Below are 17,424 nucleotides of genomic sequence, written 5' to 3' on the forward strand. Positions count from 1 at the left end.
TCATAGAATTAGGCAATCACCGCAGACGAACCGGCATTTGCGCCCAGCCCTGCCGCTCCTACCATTCAGTCCTATGCTGGTTTCCGTCGATGCCACGCGTTTTCGCCCGAAAGCGCCATGTGATGACGGACAAAACAAAGGAGTGGATCACCATGAGCAAAACGTTTCTGATCACCGGCGTCAGTTCCGGTTTTGGCCGCGCATTCGCGCAGGCGGCACTCGACGCGGGCCATACCGTCGTCGGCACGGTGCGCAATGCAGCGGCGCGCGATGCGTTCACGGCGTCGGCGGCCGAACGGGCGCATGCCGTCGTGCTCGACGTCACGGATTTCGAGGCGATCGCGCCTGCTGTCGCCGCGATCACGCAAACGGTCGGCCCGATCGACGTCCTCGTCAACAACGCCGGCTACGGACACGAAGGCACGCTGGAGGAATCGCCGCTCGACGATCTGCGCCGTCAATTCGATGTCAACGTGTTCGGCGCGGTCGCGATGATCAAGGCCGTGCTACCCGCCATGCGCGAGCGCCGCTCGGGTCACATCATCAACATCACGTCGATGGGCGGCTTCATCACGATGCCCGGCATTGCGTATTACTGTGGCAGCAAGTTCGCGCTCGAAGGCATCACCGACGCGCTGGCGAAAGAAGTGGCGGGTTTCGGCATCAAGGTCACGGCCGTCGCACCCGGCTCGTTCCGTACGGATTGGGCGGGCCGCTCGATGGTCCGGGCAAGCCGCAGCGTCGCCGACTACGACACCTTGTTCGACCCGATCCGCGAGGCGCGCGAAGCAAAAAGCGGCAAGCAGGCGGGTGATCCGCACAAAGCGGCGCAGGCGCTGCTGGAAATCGTTGCGGCAAAGAATCCGCCGGTGCATCTGCTGCTCGGCAACGATGCGCTCGACCTGGTGAAGACGAAGCTGGCGGCGCTGAACGAGGAGATCGAACAGTGGGAACCACTGTCGCGCTCCACGGACTTCGCTTGAAGCACGCCCCTCATGCGCCGCCATGGGCGCGTGAGGGGCACGTGAAAAGCGGCACCCGGGCTAACTCGACCGCTTGCTGATTGCGAACCCGAGTCGGGCCGCCGATGCTGTTGCACAACAAGTCGCCGTTCGGGAAAAGTTGCGGCTGCGCGTGGCCACCGTTACCCCGGTTGGACGTGCCGCTCATTGTCGGCATCATGCTGATCGACACCGCGGTAGCGTTGGTCCACGCCGACTTCCATTGATGTTTCACCGGCTCCCAATCGATCCGTTCGACGCCGCGCGCCGGCTTGTTGATCGGGCCAAGCGAAAGAACGTCGACCAGCTTGTCCTTCTCGCCGTGTTCAGCAATGTTGTTGACCACGAACTCGCTATAGCCCTTGCCGACCACGGATTGCTCGGACTGGATATATTTCGTGCTCAGCGGCAAGCCCGCGGTCACCGGGAACTGTCCTGCGATGCGATTGGAAGTCGTGCCCGGCTGCTACGTGAAAAGGTGCCATGCGATCGATTGTTCCGCATACCTCGACGCCACGAGAGTGGCACCGCGTGGCATAAAGCCTGCGGCAAAGCAACCCAGGGAACGGCGGAACCGGGCGCCGCGCGCACGGGTTTCATCCCATTTCACGAAGGCAGAATTCGTGGCATGATTTGATCAAATCCCACAATGCAAAAAAATCCAGCTTTTCCGAACAGGCGGCTCATCGCGCTCCGTTGTCGAAAGCGCCTCGCGCCGCTGTCATCAACCGACTGGAGTCAACCTTGCAAAGCGACCTACACGGCGGCTTGCGCGAATTCCTCGAACATCACCGGATCCATGAAGTGGAGTGCGTGATACCGGACATGACCGGCGTCGCGCGCGGCAAGATCGTGCCTAAGAACCTGTTTCTCTCAGAAGGCAAGATGCATATGTCGAATGCGCTGCTGATGATCACCGTCAACGGCGAATTCGCGAATTTCGAGCGCTTTGTCGGGCCGAGCGATCCCGACATGGTCTGCATTCCCGATCCGAACACGGTGCGCCTCGTGCCGTGGGCCATCGAACAGGTGGCCGTGGTGATTCACGACTGCGTCGGGCTGGACGGCAAACCGATCGGCATCTCGCCGCGCGCGGTATTGCGCCGCGTGCTGCAGCTTTACGAAGAGCGCGGCTGGCGCCCGGTGGTCGCGCCGGAGATGGAGTTCTATCTGATCGCGCAGAACAAGAATCCGCATGAACCGCTGCGCCCGCCGCTCGGCCGCGCGGGGCGCCACGAAGCCGGCCGCCAGTCGTTTTCGATAGACGCGGTCAACGAATTCGATCCGTTCTTCCAGGACCTGTCGCGTTTCTGCGAGATGACGCAGCTCGGCGTCGAGACGCTCGTGCATGAAGTCGGCGCCGGGCAGATGGAGATCAATTTTTCACACGGCGACGCGCTCGATCTCGCCGACCGCGTGTTCCTGTTCAAACGCGCGGTGCGCGAAACGGCCTTCCGTCACGGCATTTTCGCCACCTTCATGGCCAAGCCGATGGAGCACGAACCGGGCAGCGCGATGCATATTCATCAAAGCATCGTCGATCGGGAAAGTGGCCAGAACATTTTTTCGCTGCCGGACGGCTCGGCGAGCCCGCTGTTTTTCAACTATATCGGCGGCTTGCAGAAGTACATGCCGCAAGCCATGCCCATGTTCGCGCCGTACGTGAACTCCTACCGGCGCCTGTCGCGCTTCACCGCCGCGCCGATCAACGTGCGCTGGGGTTACGACAACCGCACCTGCGGAATCCGCGTGCCGAACTCCGGGCCGGACGGCCGGCGACTCGAAAACCGCGTGCCGGGCGTCGACGTGAACCCGTATCTCGCCATGGCGGCCACCCTCGCCTGCGGTTATCTCGGCATGGTGGAGCAGCAGGAAGCGTCGACGCCGATGATCGAAAGCGCCTACGACCTCGAGTACGAATTGCCGCGCGGTCTCGAAGACGCGCTCAAGGCGCTGTCGAAATGCGGCGAACTCGCCGAGGTGCTCGGCGACAGCTTCGTGCAGGCGTATTGCGCGGTGAAGGAAAAGGAATTCGAGACCTTCTCGCAAGGCATTACCGCGTGGGAACGCGAGCATCTGCAACTGCTCGTCTGAGCGTGGACCGCCGCCGACAATCTGATTGGAGAGCGTGCAATTGCAATTGAATACCCGTCACGGCATCAACTGGGAGCGTGCGCAAGCGCTCGTCGAACGCGAACGCCGCGCGTTCGTCGAGGCCATGCCGAAGTCGCGCGCGTTGTCCGAACGCGCGGCGCGTCACCTGCTGTTCGGCGTGCCGCTGCATTGGATGAACGACTGGTCGACACCCTTCTCGCTTTACGTCGAAGAGGCACGCGGCGCAGCGTTCACAGATGTGGACGGTCACCGCTATGCGGACTTCTGCCTCGGCGACACCGGCGCGATGTTCGGCCATTCGCCGGCGCCCGTCGCGCGAGCGCTCGCCGCGCAGGCGCAACGCGGTTTGACGACCATGTTGCCGGGCGAAGACGCCGCCTGGGTCGGCGAAGAACTCGCGCGCCGTTTCGGGCTGCCGTACTGGCAGTTCGCGATGACCGCGAGCGACGCCAACCGCTTCGTGCTGCGCTGGGCGCGAGCGGCGACCGGGCGCAAGCAGATCGTGATTTTCAACGGCTGCTATCACGGCACCGTGGACGACGTCTTCGTCGATCTGGTCGACGGCAAGCCGCAACAGCGCGACAGTTTGATCGGCCAGGTTCACGACCTGCTCGGCAGCACGCGCGTGATCGAATTCAACGACCTGGCCGCCTTGGAAAACGCGCTAAAAGATGGCGACGTGGCCTGCGTGCTCGCCGAACCCGCGCTGACCAACATCGGCATGGTGCTGCCCGAGGCGGACTACTGGCGCGAGGCGCAAGCGCTGATGCGCCGCTACGGCACGCTGCTCGCCATCGACGAAACGCACACGATCAGTTGCGGCCCCGGCGGTTATACGACGGCGCACGGGCTCGAACCCGATCTGTTCGTGCTGGGCAAACCGGTCGGTGGCGGCTTTCCGTGCGCTGTATATGGCTTTAGCGCCGAATTCGCCGCGCGGGCCCAGCAGGCCAAGCGCGGTGCGCCGCCGGGACACTCCGGCATCGGCACGACGCTCACCGCGAACATGCTGGCCATGAGCGCGATCCGTGCCACGCTCGCCGAGGTGATGACCGACGCGGCATACGAGCATATGTTCACGCTGGCGGAGCGCATCGAGAGCGGACTGCGGGACGCGATTGGGCGGCACGGACTTGCGTGGTGCGTGACGCGTGTCGGCGCCCGCAACGAATTCCAGTTCATGCCGACGCCGCCGCGCAACGGCAGCGAAGCCGGACGCCAGCTCGATCCCGAACTGGAACACGTCTTGCACCTTTATTTGCTGAACCGTGGCGTGTTGATCACGCCGTTTCACAACATGATCCTGGTCTGCCCGGAAACGTCGATAGAAGACGTGGACAAGCTGGTCGCCGCGTTCGACGCCTGTCTTGGCGAACTGACCTAATGTCGCGTCGACTTTTTTGCACCCTTTTTGAAGGGGTTTTGCATCGAGCATCATGAAAACTTCGCGCCATCACACGCTGCAGGACCAGACCTACGACACGCTGCGGCAGTGGCTGACGATCGGACGCTTCGTGCCCGGCGAGCGCATCAAGATCCGCCACGTCGCCGCCGAACTCGGTGTGGGCGAAATGCCGGTGCGCTCCGCCTTGCAGCGCCTCGCGGCCGAATCGGCGCTCGTCAACGTGCCCAATTGCGGCGTGACGGTGCCGCATCTGTCGAAACAACAGTTCGACGATGTGCTGCGCGTGCGCCTGATTCTCGAAGGCCAGGCCGCCGAACTCGGCGTGCCGCATCTCACGGCGCACGACCTCGGCACGCTGGAAAAACTGAATGTGCAGATGGCGCAGGCGTTGCGCAGTGCCGACACTAAAGGTTATCTCGACGCCAACGAGGCATTCCATCTGATTCTGTACCGGGCGGCCGGCTCGCCGCTGCTGCTGGAGTTGATCGAAACCGTGTGGCTGCAGGTCGGGCCGATTTCGAATTTGCTGTTCGGCGAGGCGCTATTTGCCGATTCGCTCAATGATGCGCACGACGATCTGTTGAGCGCTGCCAGAGCGCGCGACGCTGCCGGCGTGCGGCGGGCGATTGAGCGTGACCTGAATCATGCTGCGACGTGCTTGCGGGCGCAGTGCTTGTAGGCATGCGATGGGTGATCGGGCGCAATCTTCCGAGTCTTGCAGCGATGTGTGTGCGGGCGCATTGCCCAAGATGCTCACTCTGAACCGTGCGACGGTGACTGAACGCGACCTGCGCCACGCGACAACATATTTTGCGCTTGCCGAGCCTGAGGACGTTCCGACCTGAAGCACCGGAGTGACCTGGCCGCGCTCAGCCTTTTAGCGTCGCCTGCTCGAGAATCATGTCGTAAAGCGCCTGCGCCGCCGGCGACAACTGCGCGGTCTTGCGCGCCACGAGAACGAGCGTGCGCGACACGGCGGGATGCGTGAGCTCGACGGTACGCACCGTCGGATACGCGCCCTTCTGAAGCGCGAGCGCCGGCACCACGGCCGCGCCCACGCCCTGCGCGACCAGCCCGACCGCCGTCGAACTGCGCTGCACCTCGTAAAAGGAGCGCAGCGCCAGTTCGCTCGTTTCCAGCGCGACGTCCAGTAACGCGCGGTTGCCGCTCACCTCGCCCGCAAAGATCAGCGGATAAGCCTGCAGCTGCTGCCACGCGATGCGGCGCCGCTTGGCCAGCGGATGATCCTCGTGGCAGATCAGCACATAGCGGTCCTCCGTGAGCGGCACGCTGGCCAGATCCGGATGATGCTCGCGCGCGATATTGATGCCGAACTCGACCTCCCGGCGCAAAACCGCCGCCTCCACCGCTGACGACGCGTGATCGAGAATCCTGATGCGGTTATGCGGATACCGCGCCGAATACGCTTGCAGAATGCGCGGCAAATATTGCACGCCCACCGTCGGCACGCAGGCGATCGACACATCGCCGCGGCGCGCCACGCCGGTCTCGCGGATTTCGACCAGCGCGTCGGCCAGTTCACCGAGCAAGCGGCGCGCTTGAGGCAGAAAACTGCGCCCGATTTCGGTGAGCGCCATGGAGCGTGTGGTCCGCTCGATCAGCGTGACGCCGAGGTAGGTTTCGAGCTTGCGCAGACGCTGCGTGATGGCCGTTTGCGTGACGTGCAATGAATCGGCGGCGCTCTGGAAGCTGCCGCGATCCGCGATGGCGACGAACGCCTGAACGCCGAGCGTGTCGATTTTCATTAGAAAAATGAAAGAATCGGAATGATAAATTCATTTTACTCCGCCCTTGGGGGCGCTGAGAATGAGCGGATTGGATCGGTTCGAACCGCCGAAGAGACGCAATCGTCGTCCACCGATCCGGCCACCACGGACACAAGGAGCATCAGATGACGTCGAAGAAGGATTGGCACGCGAAGCAGTACGTGTTGTTCGAAAACGAGCGCACACGCCCGGTCAGGGATCTGCTGGCGGCCGTGCCGCCGACGGAGGTCAAGAGCGCGGTGGACATCGGCTGCGGACCCGGCAACTCGACCGAGACGCTCGCCGCGCGCCTGCCGGGGGCGGCGGTCAGCGGCATGGACAGTTCGCCCGACATGATCGAGGCGGCCCGCAAGCGTCTGCCGCAATTGCAGTTCGACGTGAGCGACATTTCCACGTGGGACGCGCCGGGACCGTACGACCTGATCCTCGCCAATGCGGTGCTGCAATGGGTACCCGACCACGAGCGGCTGTTTCCGTCGCTCGTGACGAAGCTCGCGCCGGGCGGCAGCCTCGCCGTGCAGATGCCGGACAATCTGGACGAACCCGCGCACCGTCTGCTGCGCGAAATCGCTGCGGACGGCCCTTGGGCCCACCAGCTCAAGGGCGTCGAGCGCACCATGCGCTATGGCGCCGGCTGGTACTACGCGTTGCTCGAACCGCTGTGTGCGCGGGTCGACGTGTGGCGCACCGTCTACCACCACCCGCTCGCGGGCGGCGCGGACGCGGTGGTCGAATGGTTCAAGGGCAGCGCGCTGCGGCCGTTCCTCGCCGAGCTCGACGACGCCGGGCAAGCCGCGTTCTTGCAGCGTTACCGGGACGCGATCGCCGCGGCTTATCCTGCGCTCGCCGACGGCACGGTGCTGCTGCCGTTTCCGCGGCTGTTCATCGTCGCCACCCGCTAGCGGCGGCGCCCCGCGAGCGGGTGGCCGCGCCGGCTGTGCCGGCGCGCGCCAGGGTACTCAGGAATTGCCCTGCTTGAATTCTGCGTGATATTGTTCAATGAAAGTGGGGAACGGCGACTCGCCGTTCTCACCGGAACGCAATTTTCAGCAGCGAGCGTCGCCATGAGTGATGTACGCCATCATCTGAGTCCACGAGACCGTTTGGAGCTGTTGTGCTGGCTCACATGCGGGAGTCTTGGCGCCTATTACCTGAATGAGGACTGGCCGGACGCGGCGTTTCATGTGCAGGCCGCGCATAAGTGGCTCGACCGGCGGGCGCGCGAGGCTGATTGGCTCACGATCGCCAAGTTGAGCGCTACCGCGGTGGAGATTGCGCGGCGGCATGCGCAGTTTGTCGAAGCGGATTGGGCGAGAGATGCGGTTGAGGAGATTCTTGATACTGATGAGCTCGATCCTCAAGCGAGGCTTGTGAGGCAGGTTATTGCGGATTGTCAGAGTGCTTTGGCGGATAAGAGGTTGGCGGATTGATTTTGGGTTTTGGCCTTTTTCCTTGAAATCATGTCGGTCTATTGGCGTTGCCCCTGTGCGGGGCGGCACCTACTTTCTTTGCATGCCGCAAAGAAAGTAGGCAAAGAAAGCGGCTTCACACCGCTAATTCTTAAGCGGGTCCCTCGCACAGTCGCGGTAGTGGTGCATCTGGAATCCGTGCCCCCGCACATTCAGCCCCAGTGACAAGGCCGTCATTCTTCCGGCGGCGCTGCGCGCACCGTCGCGGTACTTCAAGTATTGCCCATCGTTTTTTGCGTCAGCGGCACTTTCCAACTGCCGACCGTTTCTCGCGGCGCGGCTGCGCGTCGTGACCGTCCCAAGTCTTCGCGCCAACGGGAGTTTCCAAAGCCAGCGCTTTTCGCGCTCGCGGGTACTTCTCACGCTGCCAATCGTTTCGCGCGCTATCCGGCATTTTGCTAACGTTTCGTGCGCTACCAAGCATTTCTGAAACGACGGTCTCTTGCGCCGAGGGGCAGTTCTCGCATCCCCCACCGTGTTCCGACGCTTCGCCGAGGCGAAGCAGATGGCCCCCACCAAACCCAAACGAAGCCACTGGTTTCAGTGCATACCCTTCCGACGCGCACGCAGTGCGAGGCGGGAAGTATGACAGCCTGGTCACGAACGCGGAGTGTGCGGGGGCACGGATTCCAGATGGACCACTACCGTGGCTGCGCGGGGGACCCGCTTACAAGCTGGCGGTGTGAAGCCGCTTTCTTTGCCTACTTTCTTTGCGGCGGCAAAGAAAGTAGGTGCCGCCCCGCACAGGGGCAACGCCAATAGACCGACAAGATTCCAAGGAAAGGCCCAAAACCCCAAAAAGACCACATCCAATTCAACCACCCAAAAAAACCAACCTCAAAAATTATGCCGCAGCCCCACAATCACGGAAACCTGCTTATCCGTATCCGAATTAACGATATTCGGAATCTGCGCCAGGTTCTCCGTCGCGCCGGTTGCCGGGTCAATCCCTAATCCAGCCCCCGAGGACTTCTGCCCAATCGCCACCGCATAAACAGCAGTGCGCTTGGACAAGCTATACACAGCACCAAGGTTGATCTGATGCACGCGAGTAGAAGCACTGCCGCTCGGCTTGGCGTCATTGAAAATATAAGCAAACCCTAGCTGCAAATCCGGTGCGAGCGCATAAGTCGTATTCAACTCGGCAATATCGAACGACACATCAGTCCCGGCAGGCCGCGCCGCACTCGAAAAGTACTGACTCTGCGACAACCGCGTATGCGTATACGTCACCGCCACATTCGCCTTGCCGAACGAATACGAACCCCCTGCCCCAAAAATCCGTATCTTGCTCGCATCCTGCAACAGACAATACGACGCGTCCGCATTCGCACAGCTGAAGTCGCCGATATAGCCACTCGTGCCCCCCAACGCCGCCTGCAATGGCTGATTCAACTCCAGATACCCCGCGCTCAGCGACAACGGTCCCTGCGCATAATTCGCCGCCAGCGCCCACCCCTTGTTCTGCGAAAAATTCCCCGCCACGCCACCAAGGCTGAACAATCCCCCAACGGTCAACCCGCCAAAACCCGGACTGATGTACTTGATCGAATTGTTGAAGTTGAACGCCTCGTTCAGATTGTCGACGTCGCCGAAATGCGAACCGTACAGCGTGGCCCAGTTATTACTCGATGCATACGCGCCCATGTAGTCCGAGAACGGATCGTATTGCCGGCCGAACGTCAGTGCACCATATGTCGAGTTGTTCACACCGACCCACGCATTGCGATTGAACAGCGTATTCGATTGCAGCATCGCGCCGCTGCCGATCAGAAAGCTGTTCTCCAACGCGAAATTGACCGTCGTGCCGCCGCCGATATCCTCCGTGCCCATCAAGCCCCAGCGCGACGGCACCAGATTGCCGCCCGCCAGTTGATAGTTCGCGTGTCCGTTGGTGTTGCCGTCGGCGAGCGTCGTCTGCTGGTTGTTCGTGTAGACGAGGCCGGCGTCGACCGTGCCGTAAAGCGTCACCGAAGATTGCGCATGCGCGCCCATCGAAAGGCCGAACGCGGCCAACGCAAGCGCCGAGCGCTTGACGAAAGTGTCTGCCATGATTGTCTTGTCGAGAAGTGAGGTAGGTGGTTGTCGCGCGATTCGCGCGTTTCCCTTACTGGCCGAAGCGCGCGTAGATATCCGGGCGCTTTTTGCGCAGGATGAGACCGATCACCACGCCGACCAGCGCCACCGTGAACACGATCCAGGGGAAGGATTTGACGATCGGACTATCGGAGCCGCTGAGCGCATCGAGGTTGCGCACCAGAATCACGCCGATATACAACAGGCCGAAGCCACCCACCAGCGGTGCGACGAACGAGTGCCATACGCGTGTGTCCTTGCGCGTCTTGCGGAAGAACGCGATCACCGAAAAACTCGTCACCGCCTGCAACATCACAATGCCGATCGTGCCGAGCGCCGAACTCCAGCTGAACACGATGTTGAACACGTCGCTGCCCGCCGCGATAAAAAGTCCGAGCAGCACGCACACGGAGAGTGTCTGCAGATAGCTCGCCACATACGGCGAACGATATTTTTCGTGCACGCGATTGAGTGCTTGCGGCAGGATGCCTTCGAGACTCAGCGCATGGATATAACGCACCAGCGTGTTATGAAACGACAGCAGGCTCGCAAAGATGCTGCTGAGCAAAAGGAAACTCATCACCGTCGTCACCGCGCCGCCCAGATATTTGCCGGACTGGATGAACCAGAAATCGCCGGGCTCTTTGGTCGCGACCGTGACCACATCGGCAAGGCCGTACGCGCAGACGATCGTCCACGTGACGAACGCGAAGAACACGAGAATCAACATCACGGATACGTACGTGGCGCGCGGCACCGTCACCTTCGGATCGCGACATTCTTTGCCGTATATCGCGGTCGCTTCGAAACCGATGAACGAGGCAAAGGCGAACATCACCGCAATGCCGAGGTGACCGCTGAACACATGCTGCGGTGTGAACGGCGCAAGCGTGAGGCCGTCAGGTCCGCCGCCATGCACGACGATCGCAATTGCGAGCACCAGCAGAATGCCCAGTTCGAGACACATCAGCACGCCGAGCAGGCGGCTATTCAGATCGATGCCGCGGATGCCGGTGAATTGCACCACGGCCACGCAGATCAGCGAATACCCGTACCAGGGCAACGCGGTATGCAAAAGCGGCGAGAGGATCACCGTGCAGAAGAAGCCAAACAATCCGTACAGCGCGATCTGGATGAACGTGTACGACATCAGCGCGACGAGCGCTCCGGCCATGCCCAGCGGCCGCCCGAGTCCGGCGGTGATATACGCGTAAAACGCGCCGGCGCGCACCACGTGCCGGCTCATCGACGCAAAGCCCACGCTGAAAATCAGCAGCACCGCGCCGGCAATCACGAACGCGCCCGGAATGCCCGCGCCATTGCCCAGACTGATCGCGGGCGGCACCGCGCCGAGCATGCCGGTCAGCGGCGCGGCCGCCGAAATCACGAGGAACACGATCTGCCATAAGCCCAGCGTATTGCCTTTCAATTCCACGGGGTTCTCCGCGTCGACCGCTCGGGTCGGAGAATAGGGTTCACTCATCGCTGCCTCTTGTGTGTTGGCTAGTCTGGGACTCGCCTGAACCCCGTACTGCTGATCCAGGCGCTCACTTGACCGATCTCCGATGCTTCGGTGTGAGCGCATGGTAGGTAGCTAAAAAATAAAGCGACTTCGCGAACCGCGCCAAATTTTCGATAATTTGCGCCAATGCGGGGAAGCCCGAGTGCGGTGGTTTGCAGCGAATACTTAGGAACCTGAATTATTCTCGCGCGGCAATGGCAAAACCGCGAGATGCTTTCAGAGTGAAAAAAAATGCACCGACGTCACGCGCTATTCTTTTTCCAGTTGCGTGTGGCGCGCCACAAGACCGTGGCATCGGCATAACCAACGGCGCGTGCAATCGCCGCATTGGTAAGCTCTTCTCGCTCGAGCAACCCTTCGACGCTACGCTGCCGTTCCTCGCGCACGATCTGCCGCACTGATGTGCCCTCCTGCGCGAGGTGCCGTTGCAACGAGCGATGCGAGAGACCGAGATCCTTCGCGATGTCGGCGACGATCAGCTTTTCGTGCGCGAGCCGCCGCGTCACCAGATCCCGAACCTGCTCGACGATGCTGTGCGGCATCGCATCGCGCGCGATCAGATCGGTGGCGTGGCGCTCCATCATGCGCGCCATTTGCGTGTCGGCGCTTTTGAGCGAAGCGTCGAGATCCTGGGGCCGCAGAATCAAGCCGTTGAAAGGCTGCTGAAAGCGCACCGGCACGCGAAAGATACGCGCATACGGTTTGAGATCGGCCGGCGCAGCGTGTTCGAAATGCACTTCTACCGGATTCCACGCGGCGCCGCGCACGAGCCGAACCATGTGGCACATCGTCGAAAGACTGTATTCCGCATCCTGCCGGCGCGGCCAGATTTGCGGACTGGCGATCTGGTAGGTCCAGATCGGCCATTCGTCGTCGCGCAGCAATTCGCAGGTGGTGGTGTTCTGCCACGAGGCGAGCGCGAGCGAGAACTTGCGCATGGCCGCATTCAAGGTCGGCGACGAAAGAAACACCAGACCCGCCGGCCCCAGCTCCGTCAATTGCAACTCACTGCCAAGGCGCAGGCCGAGCGCGGCCTCGCCGAGCACCTCGGCGGCGCGCTCGAACGCCGTCACATAGCGCGTGAGCGGCAGAATTTCATAGGGATTCGACAGGAGCTTGCGGCTCATGCCGAACTCCTCCAGCAGCGCGTCGCATTGCGCGCCCGATGCATCGAGTGCGCGCACAACCGGCCCCATGACCGCGGCGCGGATCATCGGGAAACTGCCGTTGAGCGTGACTTTTTTCATGCTGAGCGTCTCCTCTCCAGTCTTCGCTGATGGTGGCTCGTGTCATTCCTCTTGGCGCACTTTATCGTTCATTTGGCGCGATAGGCAAGCGCGAAAATATTATTGGGTTCCTACGATTTGCCATCGACTCAGCGTTCGCCGCGCCTCATTCGCCTCGCGAGCACGCTGTCCGGTCCAGCAACTTCTTACGGGAATCTTATGAACACGAATGCCACGAAAGCCGCTCATGCCCCCGCTCATCCGCTCGACCCACTGAGCGGCGCAGAAATGCAGCTCGCGTGCGACCTCGTGAAAGCCGCCGAAAAACTCGATTCGCACGCGCGTTTTCCGATGGTCGAATTGCGCGAGCCGCCAAAAGCCGAAGTGGTGGCATTCAAGACCGGCGAATATTTTTCGCGCACGGCCTTCGTGCTCGCAATCGATCGGTCGAATGGCGCGACGATCGAATTCGAGGTGGACCTGAGAGAAAAGAAAATTGCCGCGCGCCGTGTCATGCCGTTTGGCGAGGCGCCTTACGGCCAGCCGCCCATCATGATCGACGACTTCACGAACGCGGAACAGATCGTCAAGAGCGATGAAGCATGGCGCGTGGCTGTCATGAAGCGCGGCCTCAGCGAAAAAGATCTGGAACGCGTGCAGGTCGATCCGTTCTCGGCGGGCTGTTTCGATCGCGAGAACGAAAACGGCCGGCGTTTGGTGCGTTGCGTGAGCTACTACCGCGAGACGTTGACCGATAACGGCTACGCACACCCAATTGAAGGCGTGATGGCCGTGGTCGATCTGCTCGAAAAGAAAGTGATCGAACTGGTGGACGACGGCCGCATCATTCCGATTCCGCGCGCCAAGCATAACTACGACACGCCGAGTCTCGGCGAGCCGCGCAGCACGCTCAAACCGCTGTCGATCAATCAACCCGACGGCCCGAGCTTTACGATCGAGGGCTGGCATGTGAACTGGCAGAACTGGAACTTCCGTGTCGGCTTCACGCCACGCGAAGGGCTGGTGCTGCATCAACTGTCGTGGGACGACGGCAGGAGCACGCGCCCGATCATCTACCGTGCGAGCGTCACGGAAATGTGCGTGCCCTACTCCGACCCGAGCACCAACCACTACTGGAAAAGCGCGTTCGACGCGGGCGAATACGGTCTTGGCAAACTGGCGAATCAACTCGAACTCGGTTGTGATTGCCTCGGCACGATCCGCTATTTCGACATTCCGTCCGCAGACGATTTCGGCAACGCATTCGTGATGAAGAACGCCGTCTGCATGCACGAAGAAGACTACGGCACGCTCTGGAAGCACTACGAATTCCGCACCGGCGTGTTCGAAATGCGCCGCTCGCGACGCCTTGTGATTTCCTTCTTCGCCACCGTCGGCAATTACGACTACGGCTTCTACTGGTATCTGTATCAGGACGGCACGATTCAGCTCGAATGCAAGCTGACCGGCATCGTGCAGACCTCGGCGGTGGCTGATGGCGACACTTATCCTTGGGGCGGCATGATCACGGAAAACCTCGGCGGCCCGACGCATCAGCACTTCTTCAACGCGCGCATGCACATGATGGTGGACGGCGAGCGCAACACGGTGACCGAACACGAATTCGTGCCGCGTCCTATGGGCGAGAACAACCCGTACGGCAACGTGTTCGACACGACCAAACGCGTGTTGAAAACGGAAAACGAAGCCGCACGTGTGGCGAACGGCAGCACGGGTCGCTACTGGAAGGTCAGCAACCCCAACGTGAAGAATGCCGTGGGCGCAAATCCGGGCTACAAGCTGGTCGTCAACGACTCGCCGCTGATGCTGGCCGACGAGCGTTCGAAGGTGCGTCAGCGCGGCGGCTTTGCCACGCGTCACGTGTGGGTCACGCCGTTCGATCCGGCTGAGCGCTATGCGAGCGGCGACTATCCGAATCAGCATTCGGGGGGCGACGGCCTGCCGCGCTATATCGAGGCGAATCGCAACATCGAGAACGAAGACGTCGTGCTGTGGCATAGCTTCGGCCACACGCATGTGTGCAAACCCGAGGATTTCCCGGTGATGCCGGTGGAGTACGCCGGTTTCATGCTCAAGCCGAACAACTTCTTCTCCGGCAACCCGACCATGGACTTGCCGGCCGAACGTGATCTGAACAGCGTCGAAGACGGCAAGTCCACGGATCATGGCTGCTGCAAGCACTGATCCGGTCGTGCCTCGCGCACGGCACGCCGCTCTCGCATGCATGCTGTGCGCGAGTGCGGCATGCGTGTGCCTCGCGGGAGGCGGCGCTGCGCTGTTGACGCAGGCCGCTCTCGGTCGCCACGCCACCGCGCTGTGGATGAGCGCGCTGATGCTGGCGGCCATGATGAGCGTGCCATTGCTGATGTCGCGCTCATCGGGCCGCTACACGATGCTGGCTAGTGCGGCGACGCTGATCGTGACGGTCAGCGCGATGAATAGCGTACCGGCGTATCTGAATGGTTCAGCGCATGGCATCGCCATTGCCTTGCTGATGATCGTGACGGGCTTCCTCGGCATGTTGTTCTACCGTTTGCTCGCCAACGCCGAATCGCGTCACGACGTGGATCGCAGCAGCGCACATGACTCCGACTCGGTCAAGGCGGCGACTCCTTCAGGCGCAACGGCTCTGCTCGCGTTGCTTGCGGGACTGTCGAGCGGCAGTCTCGCCCGCTTCCAGCTCTTTGCGATTTGCGGCCTAAGCGGTGCACAGCCGTTCTGGCATGTTGCGCTTTCACTTGCCGCAGTCTGCGCGCTGGCATTCATCGCCGAACGCTCGCGCGGCCATCGCATGCTGATGGGGTTGTACATCGCGCGTGCGGTGCTGATCGGCACGCTCGCGGCAAGCGACAATCCCGCGCTCGCACCGCTTGCGGCAGCGATCTTCCTGATTCTTGACTGCCTGACGATTCCCGCACTAGTGAACTTGCGCGGCAACTCGACCAGCGTATTGCGCGCGAGCTGCCCCGGCGTCGCGCATCACATCGGCATGGTGCTCGGCGCGGCATTGTCGACCACACCCTACTTTTTCGGCGACGGATTCGTTGTGCTGTACACATTGAGCGCGACGGCGAACGTGATCTGTGCCGCGTCGTTAGCAACACACTGGCGTGCAAGGCAACACATCCACCTTCGCCCAGGTCCATACCGCCGTCAGGCGAACCCTTCCGGCTAGCGCCACGGCCACTCAACCCCAACGGAGACGAACCACCATGAACGAACACAAGCTAGCGGCCACGTTGCCGCGCACCATGTTCATCAACGGCGAAAAAACTGGTAGTGCCGCGGGCAAAACTTTTCCGGTCTTCAACCCGGCCACCGCCGAAGAAATCGCGCAGATCCCCGACGCATCCGAAGCGGATATCGATCACGCGGTCAGAACCTCGAAGGCGGCCTTCGAATCCGACGCCTGGCGCAGAATGCCGCCGGTCGTTCGCGAGGGCCTGCTGCTCAAACTGGCCGACCTCGTCGAGCGGCACAGCGACGAACTCGCCACGCTGGAAACGCTGAATCAAGGCAAGCTGATCGGCTTCTCCAAGATGCTGGAAGTGGCGGGCAGCGTCCAGTGGTTGCGTTATATGGCCGGCTGGGCGACCAAGATCGAAGGCACCACCTTCGATCTGTCGATTCCCTTCCCGCCTGGCACGCGTTACAACGCGTCGACCAAACGCGTGCCGGCCGGTGTGGTCGCGGCGATCGTCCCGTGGAATTTCCCACTGCTGATGGCAGTGTGGAAGATCGCCCCGGCGCTGGCCTGCGGTTGCACCGTCGTGCTCAAACCCGCCGAAGAGACTCCGTTGACCGCCATCCGCCTCGCCGAACTCGCGCACGAAGCGGGTTTCCCTGCCGGCGTATTCAACGTGGTCACTGGCCGTGGCGAAACCGCCGGTGCGGCGCTCGTGCGGCATCCACTGGTGAACAAGGTCACGTTCACCGGATCGACCGAGGTCGGGCGCATCATCGGTCGTCAATGCGCGGACGATCTGAAGCGTGCGTCGCTCGAATTGGGCGGCAAGAGCCCGGTGATCGTGCTCGACGACTGCGACCCGCGCAAGGCGATCGAAGGCGCGGCCGGCGCGATCTTCTTCAACCACGGCCAGGTTTGCACGGCGGGCTCGCGCCTGTATGTCGCGCGCTCGATCTATGACGAAGTCGTGCAAGGCATTGCCGCCGTCGCGGACGGCATCACGCTCGGCTCCGGTTTCGACGCGGCGACGCAGATGGGCCCGATGGTCTCCGCGCGGCACCGCGACAAGGTGGCCGGCATGATTGCCCAAGGCAAGGACGAAGGTGGCGAGATCCTCTCGCGCGATGCCCACGTGGACCGCGACGGCTACTTCGTGCGTCCGACGGTGATCGCCAATCGCGCCTGCAAGCCGCTTTCCGTCATCAAGGAAGAGGTGTTCGGCCCTGTGCTGGTCGCCATGCCCTATGACGACCTGGACGAAGTGCTCGCTCAGGCAAACGCCTCAGAGTATGGACTCGGCGCGAGCGTGTGGACCAACCAGCTCGACAAGGCGCTGCGGCTCGTGGACGGCATCGAGGCCGGAACGGTATGGGTCAACACGCACAATATGGTCGACCCGGCCATGCCGTTCGGCGGCTTCAAGGCATCCGGCATCGGCCGTGAACATGGCAAGGCGATCATCGACTCGTATACGGAGAGCAAGTCGATCTGCATCGCTTACTAATGATGCGGTGCCTGCGCGGCGCGGCGCGAGGAAGGCAACGCGCCGCGCAGGCAAACCAGTAAAATACCGGGACATCGCGCTACCGCGCCTTACCTCCGGTCGAACATCTTG

At 61.9% G+C, this 17,424-nt stretch carries 14 protein-coding genes; 9 read left to right on the forward strand and 5 right to left on the reverse strand.

Annotated features, from left to right (window positions below; genetic code table 11):
* The first annotated feature begins 152 nt into the window (after nt 1-152).
* Nucleotides 153-983, forward strand: coding sequence for an oxidoreductase (locus ACQKRQ_RS14645; RefSeq protein WP_427477779.1), 831 nt, complete (start codon nt 153-155; stop codon nt 981-983).
* A gap of 10 nt (nt 984-993) precedes the next feature.
* Here the strand turns inward: ACQKRQ_RS14645 and ACQKRQ_RS14650 are convergent, their stop codons facing one another.
* Nucleotides 994-1,425, reverse strand: a complete 432-nt coding sequence (locus ACQKRQ_RS14650) for a hypothetical protein (protein ID WP_427477781.1) — start codon at nt 1,423-1,425, stop codon at nt 994-996.
* Nucleotides 1,426-1,745: 320 nt separating this feature from the next.
* On the opposite strand from ACQKRQ_RS14650, the gene ACQKRQ_RS14655 reads away from it, so the two are divergent.
* From ACQKRQ_RS14655 to ACQKRQ_RS14665, 3 genes are read left to right on the forward strand one after another with little or no spacing between them, the layout of a single operon-like run.
* Entirely contained in the window at nt 1,746-3,095 is a 1,350-nt protein-coding gene (locus ACQKRQ_RS14655; RefSeq protein WP_408429648.1) for a glutamine synthetase family protein, read from the forward strand.
* Between the two features lie 46 nt (nt 3,096-3,141).
* A complete protein-coding gene (locus ACQKRQ_RS14660) occupies nt 3,142-4,500 on the forward strand; it encodes an aspartate aminotransferase family protein (RefSeq protein WP_427478343.1) in 1,359 nt (452 codons plus the stop codon).
* A 52-nt stretch (nt 4,501-4,552) separates the two neighbouring features.
* The gene (locus tag ACQKRQ_RS14665; RefSeq protein ID WP_132374610.1) at nt 4,553-5,200 is read left to right on the forward strand and encodes a GntR family transcriptional regulator; all 648 of its coding nucleotides are present in this window, start codon (nt 4,553-4,555) and stop codon (nt 5,198-5,200) included.
* A gap of 190 nt (nt 5,201-5,390) precedes the next feature.
* Here the strand turns inward: ACQKRQ_RS14665 and ACQKRQ_RS14670 are convergent, their stop codons facing one another.
* The gene (locus ACQKRQ_RS14670) at nt 5,391-6,287 is read right to left on the reverse strand and encodes a LysR family transcriptional regulator (RefSeq protein WP_408176901.1); all 897 of its coding nucleotides are present in this window, start codon (nt 6,285-6,287) and stop codon (nt 5,391-5,393) included.
* 146 nt (nt 6,288-6,433) lie between these two features.
* Here ACQKRQ_RS14670 and tam point away from each other — a divergent pair, with 146 nt between their 5' ends.
* Nucleotides 6,434-7,210, forward strand: coding sequence for a trans-aconitate 2-methyltransferase (gene tam, locus ACQKRQ_RS14675; protein ID WP_132374612.1), 777 nt, complete (start codon nt 6,434-6,436; stop codon nt 7,208-7,210).
* 162 nt (nt 7,211-7,372) lie between these two features.
* The gene (locus ACQKRQ_RS14680; protein ID WP_132374613.1) at nt 7,373-7,738 is read left to right on the forward strand and encodes a hypothetical protein; all 366 of its coding nucleotides are present in this window, start codon (nt 7,373-7,375) and stop codon (nt 7,736-7,738) included.
* 876 nt (nt 7,739-8,614) lie between these two features.
* Here ACQKRQ_RS14680 and ACQKRQ_RS14685 read toward each other — a convergent pair.
* From ACQKRQ_RS14685 to ACQKRQ_RS14695, 3 genes are all read right to left on the reverse strand, one after another.
* The gene (locus ACQKRQ_RS14685; protein ID WP_427477785.1) at nt 8,615-9,829 is read right to left on the reverse strand and encodes a porin; all 1,215 of its coding nucleotides are present in this window, start codon (nt 9,827-9,829) and stop codon (nt 8,615-8,617) included.
* A gap of 55 nt (nt 9,830-9,884) precedes the next feature.
* Complete coding sequence (locus ACQKRQ_RS14690) at nt 9,885-11,336, reverse strand: APC family permease (protein WP_207915634.1); 1,452 nt, start codon at nt 11,334-11,336, stop codon at nt 9,885-9,887.
* Nucleotides 11,337-11,617: 281 nt separating this feature from the next.
* Nucleotides 11,618-12,622, reverse strand: a complete 1,005-nt coding sequence (locus ACQKRQ_RS14695; protein ID WP_132374615.1) for an AraC family transcriptional regulator — start codon at nt 12,620-12,622, stop codon at nt 11,618-11,620.
* Nucleotides 12,623-12,820: 198 nt separating this feature from the next.
* Between ACQKRQ_RS14695 and ACQKRQ_RS14700 the strand changes: the two genes are divergently transcribed.
* From ACQKRQ_RS14700 to styD, 3 genes are all read left to right on the forward strand, one after another.
* Entirely contained in the window at nt 12,821-14,806 is a 1,986-nt protein-coding gene (locus ACQKRQ_RS14700) for a primary-amine oxidase (RefSeq protein ID WP_427477788.1), read from the forward strand.
* A 94-nt stretch (nt 14,807-14,900) separates the two neighbouring features.
* Nucleotides 14,901-15,797: a hypothetical protein gene (locus ACQKRQ_RS14705; RefSeq protein WP_427477789.1), complete on the forward strand. Its 897-nt coding sequence runs from the start codon at nt 14,901-14,903 to the stop codon at nt 15,795-15,797.
* A gap of 37 nt (nt 15,798-15,834) precedes the next feature.
* Nucleotides 15,835-17,313 (forward strand): phenylacetaldehyde dehydrogenase StyD, encoded by a 1,479-nt coding sequence (gene styD, locus ACQKRQ_RS14710; RefSeq protein WP_427477791.1) that lies wholly within the window; start codon nt 15,835-15,837, stop codon nt 17,311-17,313.
* Nucleotides 17,314-17,424: the final 111 nt, after the last annotated feature.

This window comes from Paraburkholderia sp. NPDC080076 (genome assembly GCF_050281145.1).
GTDB lineage: Bacteria > Pseudomonadota > Gammaproteobacteria > Burkholderiales > Burkholderiaceae > Paraburkholderia.